The organism is Halosolutus amylolyticus (assembly GCF_023566055.1).
GTDB lineage: Archaea > Halobacteriota > Halobacteria > Halobacteriales > Natrialbaceae > Halosolutus > Halosolutus amylolyticus.
Genome location: NZ_JALIQP010000002.1, coordinates 1,218,351 through 1,227,505, shown reverse-complemented (window position 1 = coordinate 1,227,505; position 9,155 = coordinate 1,218,351). Strand labels below are relative to the sequence as shown.

The window sequence follows — 9,155 nt, the reverse complement described above, 5'->3', positions numbered from 1 at the left end:
GGCGGCCACAGCGGCGGGGTTCCTCCCGTACCCATCCCGAACACGGAAGATAAGCCCGCCTGCGTTTCGGTGAGTACTGGAGTGGGAGACCCTCTGGGAAACTCGATTCGCCGCCACCACTCATACTCTCATTTCGAGCCTCGCACAGCGACAGCTGTGTGGGGCTTTTTGCATATCGAACGTACCGAGGCCGGTGTGCCGACGGTTCGCCTCCGCTAGTCGGTACCAGGCGGCCATAGCAGCGGAGATCTTTCGGATTCGATCGCTTCCGATCGAACGTCGCCGTTCTCTCCAGTCCGTCTCGCTATCGTGGATCGGAGTGGTTCGCCGCTGACGATCGGATCCCACAGCTACCCTCGCGCCGTACCGCTATGCTTAAACGAACGCAGTGACAACGTTGTACTGCGCCAAGGTGGCAGAGTCCGGCCGAACGCAGCGGCCTGCAGAGCCGCCTACCGCCGGTTCAAATCCGGCCCTTGGCTTTTCCGAGTGGCAATTCGTCGTGAGTCGATGCTACGCCCAGAAATGCTCGCTACGCTGCGCCTTTTTGCTCTACTTCAAATCGCTCGTGGCCGTTTTGACACTCACGAGTTCGCTCGCGGCAAAAGCGGGCCGGGCGCGATTTGAACACGCGACCGTCTGGTTAAAAGCCAGACGCTCTGCCAGACTGAGCTACCGGCCCTGCGCTTCGTACTATCGGTGAGTAGGGGTTAAACGTTTCTTTCTTCGTTGCCCGCGAATGTCAGCGACAGCGACGGATGTCGGTACGTACTGTGCCCCTAGGAGGCTCACTCGAAGTACTCGTCGAGTGCTTCCGTGACGATCTCGCCGGGATCGACGCCGTCGATCGAGGCACGTCGACGGAGATCGCGATAGCGCTCCGGCGAGAGCGTGACCTCGAGTTGCCCGAGTTGCACGCCGTGGTCGGCGAGCGCTCGCTCGATCGGCGCCCCGTTGTTGATGGCGCTGGCGACGCTCCGGACGTCCCGGACCGTGAGGTCGCCGTCGAGGGCCGCCCAGGCGAGCAGGAGGCGCGCTTCGCCGCCGACGCGGGCGATGTGTTTGGCGGCGGTCGGCGCGATCTGGCCGAGTGCGACCTGTTTCCGGACCGATCGCGGCAGGTCGTGGACCCGGGCCCACTTGCGGATGAACGAGACGGAGGCGTCTCCGCCGGCGCGTTCGGCGGCGGCCTTGTAGGAGCCTTCGCCACGGACGAGTGCGGCCGAGGCGGCGGCCCCGCGGAGCATGTAGAGGTGATCGTCGGCGGTGTCGTCGGAGGCGAACCGGCGGACGGTCTCGGCGGCGTCCGCGACGCTGTCGGGATCGGTGGGATCGAACTGGACGGCCTCCCGGGCGTGCGGACCGGTGACCGATTCGTCGCCCCGAATGACGGGTGCGCCGACCGGCGATTCGCGGTCCGTCGGGATCGATCGATCGGGTTCGTCGCGGTCGGTGGATCGATCACCGGAGCGGTTGTCGGTCATGGTCGTTCAGTACGTGTCTCGGAGGCAAAAGAGTCGCTCTCGTGGCGAATATCTCGGCTCACTCGTCGCGCTGTTCGGCGAGATGCTCCCAGATCTCCGTGCAGCCGGCCCCTTCTTCGACGTCGTCGAGGTGGGCGTCGTCGCGCTCGGTCTCGTCCTGTCCGGCGGGCCTCGGCTCGCAGTCGGCTGCGTCAGTCATCGGTCGCTGTTCGGTGGGCGAGCGCATAAGTGACGCTTCGCCCGCAAGCGATACCCCTGCTCGGTCGTAGGGGTGAGTGATGCCGGTATCTCGGACGCCCGGAAGATCCGGGCTTCCGGCGGAACGGCCGCGCACGGGACAGACGAGTATCGGGACCGGAGGACCGCGGGGACCGGACGATCGGTCCGGCAAAAACAGCCGGTAAGTGGGGCGGACGAACGCCCGCTCCCGGTCGCCGTCGTGTCGGCGTTCGGAGAGAACGAGTCGAAATTGGCCCCTTTGGGCTACTATCGTGCCACGTTGTGGCTCCGGCGCGTTCGGATCGGATCGCGAGTGCGTCGGGTGCACGCGTCGTGACCTGCCGTCGCAGGCTCGCGACTTTTTCTGGCGGCGCGTGAACGGGGCTCGTGGTCACAGCATGAGCATGGATACGATCCAGGACCTGTTCGAGCACGGCCTCGAGGACCTCTATCACGCCGAGCACCAGCTTCTCGACGCGCTCGAGGACCTCGAGTCGAACACCGAACGAGACGAGATCGCCAGCGCCTTCGCCGAACACCGCGAGGAGACCCAGGGGCACATCGATCGTCTCGAGGAGGTGTTCGAGATGTTCGGCGAGCCACCCGAGAAAGAGGAGTGCGAGGGAATCGAGGGGCTCGTCGAGGAGTACGAGGAGTTCACCGAGGAAGCGCCGTCCCAGGAGGTGCTCGACTATCACAACATGGCGGCGGCCGAGAAGACCGAGCACTACGAGATCGCGGCCTACGGCAACCTGATCCCGCTCGCGGACCAGCTCGGGATGGACGAGGCGGCCGACGTCCTCGAAGAAAACCTCCGGGAGGAGCAGGACGCCCTCGACGAACTGAAGGAACTCACCGAGCAGTTCGAGATGGACGCGATCCCTGCGGAGTGATTCCGGTGGCCGACGAGGAGTGAGACGCCGATCGGTCCCGGACGATCGCTCCCGTTTGGCGGTTCGAACGCCGTCGTCGATTTTGTGGCCGGAAATCGGTCATTACTGCTGTGTTTCATGATGGCAGGTAACACATATATAGGTCCCTGCAGGTGGTGTGGCCGATGTGAGTCGATATGGCTGACGTACCAACGAAAACGGCACGGGCGGAGTGGGGCACCCGGTTCGGGTTCCTGATGGCCATGATCGGTGCGATGGTCGGTGCCGGGAACATCTGGCGGTTCCCGTACGTGATGGGGAACAACGGGGGCGGCGCGTTCGTCCTCGCGTTCCTCACGTTGCTGTTCGTCCTCGCAGTTCCCGGACTGATGGCCGAAGTCGCGCTCGGTCGGTACACGAACAAGGGCGTCATCGGGGCGTTTCGCGACGTCGTCGGTCGCGGCGGCATGGTCGGCCTCGGCGTCGTCGTCTTGCTGGTGAACATCGCACTGATGTCGTACTACTCGCCGGTGATCGCGTGGACGCTGTACTACGCGGTCCACTCGCTGCTGTTCACCTTCACGGGGGCCGGCTTCGAGGCCGAACCGTTCATGAACAGCCTCTTCGGCAACGCGGCGCTGATGATCGGCCTGCACACGATCGTGATGGGCTCGATCGCCGCGGTCCTCGGGCTGGGCATTCGGCGGGGCGTCGAGCGGCTCGTCGTCTACGCGGTGCCGGCGCTCGTGTTTGCGCTCCTCGTCATGGTGGTCCGCGGCCTGACGCTCGACGGCGCGGCCGATGGACTCGCCTTCGCGTTCACGATCGACTGGGCGTACCTGACCTACAGCGACACCTGGATCGCCGCGCTCGGGCAGGCGCTGTTCTCGACCGGCCTCGGCTGGGGGATCGCGCTGACGATCGGCAGCTACCTGCGCGAGTACGACGACGTCCCGCTCGGCGGCGGCATCTTCACCGCGATCGGCGAGTCGAGCATCGGTATCCTCGCGGCGCTCGCCATCTTCCCGATCGTCTTCGCGGTCGGCGTCGAACCCGATGCCGGTGCCGGACTGGCGTTCGTCTCGCTGGTCCAGGTCTTCCCGGAGATTCCGTTCGGCGGCTTCGTCGCCATCCTGTTTTTCGTCGGCTTCTTCCTCGCGACGTTCACCTCGGGACTGCTGATCACCGAGGTGAGCGTCACGACGATTTCCGAGGAGACGCGGTTCAGTCGCACGCAGACGGTGCTCGGCGTCTGCGGCGGGATCTGGCTGCTCGGCCTTCCGAGCGCGTACTCCGTGGAGGTGCTGGACTACCTCGACTTCGTCTTCGGCAACTGGGGGCTGCCGCTGGCGACGCTCATGATTCTCGGCGTCATCGGCTGGGTGATGGGTCCGGAACGGCTCCGCCTGCTCACGGTCAACCGGAACGCAGGCGTCCACGTCGGCCGCTGGTGGAACCCCGTCATCAAGTACGTCATCCCCACTGTGATGATCTTCATCATGGCCTACTTTGCGTGGGAGAACCGCGGCACCGCCGAACTGTACGGCGGCATCGCAGTGATCGTGCTGTTCCCGATCATCGGCTACGCGGTCATGTCCGTCGTCGAGGGCAGACGCGGCCAGCCGGAGACCGCGGAGGTCCCCGGAGGTGACGACTGATGGCCGCGCTCTCGGCCGAGGTGATCGGGATGCTCGCGTTCACCCTGCTGGCGTTCTACGGCGTCGCGGGGTGGGCGCTCGCTCGGACCCTGCGTCAGGAAGGAGAGAAGGTCGAGATCCTCGAACACCAGGACCGGATGGACACCTACTCGCCGGAGGCGCTCGCCGAACTCCGCGAGTGGATCGAGGAGAACCCCAACGATCCGCTGGTCGACGACGCACGCAGTCAGTACAACGAGTGCGTCGAGGTGCTCAGGCAGACCGATCGACACTTCTACGACTGGTCGGACGCCGAAATCGAGCGACTGGATTCGGTCTGAGCCGCGACGCGTAGTTCTTTTATCGCTCGGCGTGTACCCACGCCCGTGACACTCCCCGCGTCGGGTTCGAACGGGACCGAGGGACCGTCGATCCGGCCCGCAGAACGTGCAGACCTCCTCGCAGTCGTGCGCATCGAGAACGCCTCGTTCTCCCAGCCGTGGCCGTACGACGCGTTCGAACGGTTTCTCGGCGAACCCGGCTTTCTCGTGGCGATCCGCGACGGCCGCGTCGCCGGCTACGTCGTCGCCGACGTGACCGAGAACTTCGGCCGCGACCTGGGCCACGTCAAGGACATCGCCGTCCATCCCGCCCATCGCGGCTCGGGCATCGGCTCGGCGCTCCTCTCGCGATCGATCGGCGTCCTCGCGGCCCAGGGCGCCGACACGGTCAAACTCGAGGTCCGGGAGTCCAACGAGGGTGCGAAACGCCTCTACCGGGAGTTCGGCTTCGAACCGCTTCGGCGGGTGCCGGGCTACTACGACAACGAGGAGGACGCGATCGTGATGCTCCGGAAACTGGACTGATACGGATTGCTGTACCGATGTACCGGCGCAACCGCGATCCGGGCGGCGGTTGCGCCGGAAATAACGTACAGTAAACCGTATGACGCCCGATCGGCCGTCTCGCGTCGATCGGGTCCGCCGATTCAGGTCGGCGGCGATCGGGTCCCCGCGATCCAGGACGAGGACGTTTTACAGCGCGCGCACGTACCCGCGAGCATGGGATACGCCTGCCCGGTCTGCGACGCCGAACAGGCCGACGCGGAACACCTCGCGAACCACCTCGCGGTCACCGCCGCGCTCGGCCGGGCGGACCACCGCGACTGGCTCGAGGAACACGCCCCCGACTGGGCCGACCGCGGCCCCGAGGACCTCGGCACGATCGTCAGCGAGTACGCTCCCGAGATCGAGACGCCCGAGTTCGAGTCGGGCCACGGTCACGAGCCGACGTTCGAGGACGAACTCGCCCGGCAGAGCCGTGGTCCCGGACGCGGCGCGCTGACGAGCGAGGCCGAGGGCGTCCTCGAGGAGGCCCGAGAACTGACCCGGCAGATGCAGGCGGGGGACGCCGAGTCCGACGACCGGGACGGAACGGACGGCGAACCGGAGCCGGAATCCGGCGAAAACGAAAACGCGTAACTCCCCGCCGGCCGACTGGTCGCGTATGGATACGGTGGGAACGCTCAGTTTCGAGTCGGCCGCCGAGGCACGCGATCGCTACGAGTCGATCGGCCCCGCGGCGCAGACGGTCGTCCGCGAGGTCGCGAAGGCCATGGAGTTCGATCGCGAGGAGTACGACGAGCGGGTCACCGGCGCGGTCGTCGAGACGGCCCGGGACGCGCTCTTCGCGAGTCTGCTCGAGGTCCGGGTCGGCTCCCGCGAGGAGTACGACGACTGGCGCGAGACGTACGACGGCGAGGTGACCGAGGTCGGTAACGAGAACGTCGAGCGCGTCGTCTGGCACGCCGGCCCCGACGGGGCTGCCGTCGCGGCGACGTTCCAGAACAAGACGGACGCGGCGATCGCGACGCTGCGCCGGCAGGCGTTCGGCAGGCTCTATCGCGACCTTCTCGAAGACTCCTGAGGGCGGGAGCACTCGGCGGGTGCCGCTCGACGCTATTTACTGCTGGCTCCTGTAGGGCCGGCCATGGTCGAAGCCACCGGCATCGATCTCCTCAACCTCCTCCTCGTGCTGACGCTGGCGTGGATCTTCGGGCTCGCGGTCGAGCGGGTCGGCTATCCGGCGCTGATGGGGGAACTCCTCGCGGGGGTCGTCTTCGGACCGGCGGTGCTGGGAGTGTTACACGGGGGCGAGGCGATCGACGTCCTCGCGGAACTGGGGGTCTTCTTGCTGATGCTCTACGTCGGCATGGAGGTCGACCTCCACGACCTGTTCGAACTCGGTCCGCAGTCGCTGATGATCGCGGTCGGCGGCTTCGTCGTTCCCTTCGGACTCGGCTACCTGATCGGTGGCGTCATCGGCGCGACGATCGAGCAGTCGCTGTTCGTCGGCATCGCGATGGCGGCCACGTCGCTGGCGACGAAATCGCGGATCCTGGTCGACCTGGACATCCTCGATACCCGAATCGCGGGCGTCCTCCTCGGTGGCGCACTCCTGTCGGACGTGGGCGTGATGGTCGTGTTCGCCGGCATCATGGGCTTCATCGAAACGGGTGACGTGACGATCGTGGGCCTCGGACTGGTGGCGGGGAAAGCGTTGCTGTTCTTCGCGGTCGCGCTGGTGATCGGCGATCGCTTCCTGCCGTACCTCTGGGGACGACTCCAGGTGTGGATGGCGCACCACGAGTTCGTCGACAAGACCTCGGCGTTCACGATCGCGCTCGTCGTCGCGCTCGTCTTCGCCTTCTTCGCGGCGCTCGCGGACCTGCACATGATCATCGGCGGGTTCGTCGCCGGACTGTTCCTGCGACAGGCGGAACTCGAGCGGGACATCTACGAGCACATGTACAACGTCATCTACGACCTGGCGATGGGCTTTTTCGCCCCGATCTTCTTCGTCTCCGTCGCCTTCGAACTGACGCTCGACGTGTTCACGCAGCGGCTGGACTTGCTCGTCCTCGTCCTCGTGGCCGCCTTCGCCGGCAAGATCGTCGGTAGCTGGCTGTTCGCCCTCCCGACGAAACTCTCCTCGAGGGAGGGACTCGTGATCGGCTTCGGGATGAACGGCCGCGGGACCGTCGAGATCGTCATCGTCACGGTCGCGCTGTCGGCCGGCGTCATCGGCCAGGAACTGTTCTCGGTGCTCGTCTTCATGGCCATCTTCACGACGACGCTCGTCCCGCCGTCCGTCAAGTGGGGCGTCGACTGGCTCCGGCGGACGGACGAACTGATCTCGACGGACGGGGTCCTCCTCGATGCCGACTCGGATCCCGGCAACTCCTGATCGTCGATCGGCCGCCCCCACGATCGCTCGACGCCCGACGCCTTCGGCCCCCGGGATCGCTCGAAACGGCACCTATTACAGGCGCGGCCGCGAGACTTCATCCGATGACCGTACCCGACGACTGGGACCTCCGCGAGGAAGTTCTCGAGTACGAGACGCCCTGGTACGACGGGGGGTACGACCTGCTCGAACAGCCGGACGGCACCGAGAAACGCTACTACTGGGCCGACCTCCCACCCGCGGTGGTCGTGGTTGCCCGGATCGACGCCGGCGTCCTCGCCGGGACGATCGACGACGAAGCGGGAGACGCCGCCGGCGACGAGGCTGGGACCGTCGACGGCGCGGACGGCGATCGCCTCCTCTTCGTCGAACAGTTCCGACCGACGATCCGCGAGACCCACCTCGAACTGCCCGCCGGAATCGTCGAGGACGGCGAGTCCTACACGACGGCGGCCGCGCGCGAACTCGAGGAGGAGACCGGCTTTCGCCCCTCCAGTACCGCCCTCCTCCAGGAGTTCGCCGTCGCGACCGGCGTCCTCCGGCACGATCGCGGCGTCGTCTACGCGGAGGGACTCGAACCCGGCGCGCGCGAACTCGACACCAACGAGTTCCTCTCGGTGACGACGGTGCCGGTCGCCGACGCGCTCGATCGGGCCCGCGAGCAACCGGCCAACGACTCGACGCTGACGGCGCTGTTGCTGGCCAGAGAGGAGGGCCTGCTCTAGATCGCGCCGGGTTCGATCGGGTCGGCGGCGATCGACTGCCGAAATCCACCCGTGGGCTTATTCTGTCGGGGTTCGAACGGAGACCTGATGGATGGCGAAATCTCCCCGTCGGAGGTCAAGCAACTCCTCGAGGACGACGCGGACGTACGGATCGTCGACATCCGCGACGAACGGAGCTTCCGATACAGCCGCATTCCCGACAGCGAGAACGTCCCGTTCGACGAACTCTCGCGGCGGATCGAGGACCTCGAGGGCGCCGACCACATCGTCACCGTCTGTCCCCACGGCAAGGCGAGCGTCCAGGCGGCCAGGCTGATCGGGTCCTACGAGGGCACCGCCGACGCTCGCGTCGAGAGCATGGAGGGCGGCCTCGAAAAGTACGGCATGCAGTTCGGCCTCGTCGGCGACGAGGCCGCCGATGCCGAGTCGACCGCGGACGCGGAATCGCCGTTTTAGACGGATCTGGGCTCACCGATCGGCGAGCGACCGGCTTCGAGGGCGTCGATCGGCGGAAAAACGGGTGTCGGTCGCGTCGTGATGCGTGAGCGGCCGTGGTTCGGAAGTCGTCTCAGATCATCGCGGGCATCAGGCGACGTTGAAGCCGCGGTCCCGAAGGAACTCTTCGATGCGGCCCGTGTGGTTGCCCTGCAGTTCGATGTGGTCGTCCTCGACGGTGCCACCACAGGCGAACTTGGACTTGAGATCCGACGAGAGACTGTCGAGATCGACGTCCTTCGGATCGAATCCTTCGACGATCGTTACCTCTTTCCCGTATCTGCGCTCGTCAATGCGGATGTTGAGCTGTTGTTGGCCCTTGGCCACGTCCTCGCAGACGCAGAGTTCCTCGGGCAGCCCGCACGTCGAGCAGACTTCCGACATTACGTTCGCCCGTACGAAATGAGCATATTAAACACTATCGGGACCCAGGCGCCGTCGCGCGGTTCTTTTTCAGTGTGCGGTGAATGAACCGGA

Annotated in this window: 12 protein-coding genes, 2 tRNA genes and 1 rRNA gene; 11 read left to right on the top strand and 4 right to left on the bottom strand. The window is 66.0% G+C overall.

Annotated features, from left to right (window positions below):
- Window positions 1-119 (top strand): 5S ribosomal RNA (rrf, locus tag MUN73_RS12540); the annotation flags it as partial.
- 287 nt (window positions 120-406) lie between these two features.
- Window positions 407-482: transfer RNA gene (locus MUN73_RS12535), tRNA-Cys, on the top strand.
- A gap of 126 nt (window positions 483-608) precedes the next feature.
- Here the strand turns inward: MUN73_RS12535 and MUN73_RS12530 are convergent.
- The 3 genes from MUN73_RS12530 to MUN73_RS12520 all read right to left on the bottom strand — a co-directional run bounded on the left by MUN73_RS12530 (window position 609) and on the right by MUN73_RS12520 (window position 1,683).
- Window positions 609-682 (bottom strand) — tRNA-Lys (locus tag MUN73_RS12530).
- A 106-nt stretch (window positions 683-788) separates the two neighbouring features.
- Entirely contained in the window at window positions 789-1,484 is a 696-nt protein-coding gene (locus MUN73_RS12525) for a DUF7119 family protein (protein WP_250140807.1), read from the bottom strand.
- A gap of 58 nt (window positions 1,485-1,542) precedes the next feature.
- On the bottom strand, window positions 1,543-1,683 hold the full coding sequence (locus MUN73_RS12520; RefSeq protein ID WP_250140806.1) for a hypothetical protein: 141 nt from the start codon (window positions 1,681-1,683) through the stop codon (window positions 1,543-1,545).
- 418 nt (window positions 1,684-2,101) lie between these two features.
- On the opposite strand from MUN73_RS12520, the gene MUN73_RS12515 reads away from it, so the two are divergent.
- From MUN73_RS12515 to MUN73_RS12475, 9 genes are all read left to right on the top strand, one after another.
- Window positions 2,102-2,596, top strand: coding sequence for a DUF892 family protein (locus MUN73_RS12515; protein WP_250140805.1), 495 nt, complete (start codon window positions 2,102-2,104; stop codon window positions 2,594-2,596).
- Between the two features lie 176 nt (window positions 2,597-2,772).
- Window positions 2,773-4,233, top strand: a complete 1,461-nt coding sequence (locus tag MUN73_RS12510) for a sodium-dependent transporter (protein ID WP_265339177.1) — start codon at window positions 2,773-2,775, stop codon at window positions 4,231-4,233.
- Window positions 4,233-4,553: a DUF8026 family protein gene (locus MUN73_RS12505; RefSeq protein WP_250140804.1), complete on the top strand. Its 321-nt coding sequence runs from the start codon at window positions 4,233-4,235 to the stop codon at window positions 4,551-4,553. The genes MUN73_RS12510 and MUN73_RS12505 overlap by 1 nt, the downstream gene beginning before the upstream one ends.
- 45 nt (window positions 4,554-4,598) lie before the next feature.
- The gene (rimI, locus tag MUN73_RS12500) at window positions 4,599-5,078 is read left to right on the top strand and encodes a ribosomal protein S18-alanine N-acetyltransferase (protein WP_250140803.1); all 480 of its coding nucleotides are present in this window, start codon (window positions 4,599-4,601) and stop codon (window positions 5,076-5,078) included.
- Between the two features lie 195 nt (window positions 5,079-5,273).
- Window positions 5,274-5,693 (top strand): DUF5810 domain-containing protein, encoded by a 420-nt coding sequence (locus MUN73_RS12495; protein ID WP_250140802.1) that lies wholly within the window; start codon window positions 5,274-5,276, stop codon window positions 5,691-5,693.
- Between the two features lie 25 nt (window positions 5,694-5,718).
- Entirely contained in the window at window positions 5,719-6,138 is a 420-nt protein-coding gene (locus MUN73_RS12490) for a DUF5809 family protein (protein WP_250140801.1), read from the top strand.
- 63 nt (window positions 6,139-6,201) lie between these two features.
- On the top strand, window positions 6,202-7,458 hold the full coding sequence (locus tag MUN73_RS12485; protein ID WP_250140800.1) for a cation:proton antiporter: 1,257 nt from the start codon (window positions 6,202-6,204) through the stop codon (window positions 7,456-7,458).
- Between the two features lie 104 nt (window positions 7,459-7,562).
- Window positions 7,563-8,183 (top strand): NUDIX hydrolase, encoded by a 621-nt coding sequence (locus MUN73_RS12480; RefSeq protein ID WP_250140799.1) that lies wholly within the window; start codon window positions 7,563-7,565, stop codon window positions 8,181-8,183.
- An 87-nt stretch (window positions 8,184-8,270) separates the two neighbouring features.
- Window positions 8,271-8,639: a rhodanese-like domain-containing protein gene (locus MUN73_RS12475; protein ID WP_250140798.1), complete on the top strand. Its 369-nt coding sequence runs from the start codon at window positions 8,271-8,273 to the stop codon at window positions 8,637-8,639.
- A gap of 129 nt (window positions 8,640-8,768) precedes the next feature.
- Here MUN73_RS12475 and yciH read toward each other — a convergent pair whose 3' ends face one another.
- Complete coding sequence (gene yciH / locus MUN73_RS12470) at window positions 8,769-9,062, bottom strand: stress response translation initiation inhibitor YciH (RefSeq protein WP_098725285.1); 294 nt, start codon at window positions 9,060-9,062, stop codon at window positions 8,769-8,771.
- Window positions 9,063-9,155 lie beyond the last annotated feature (93 nt).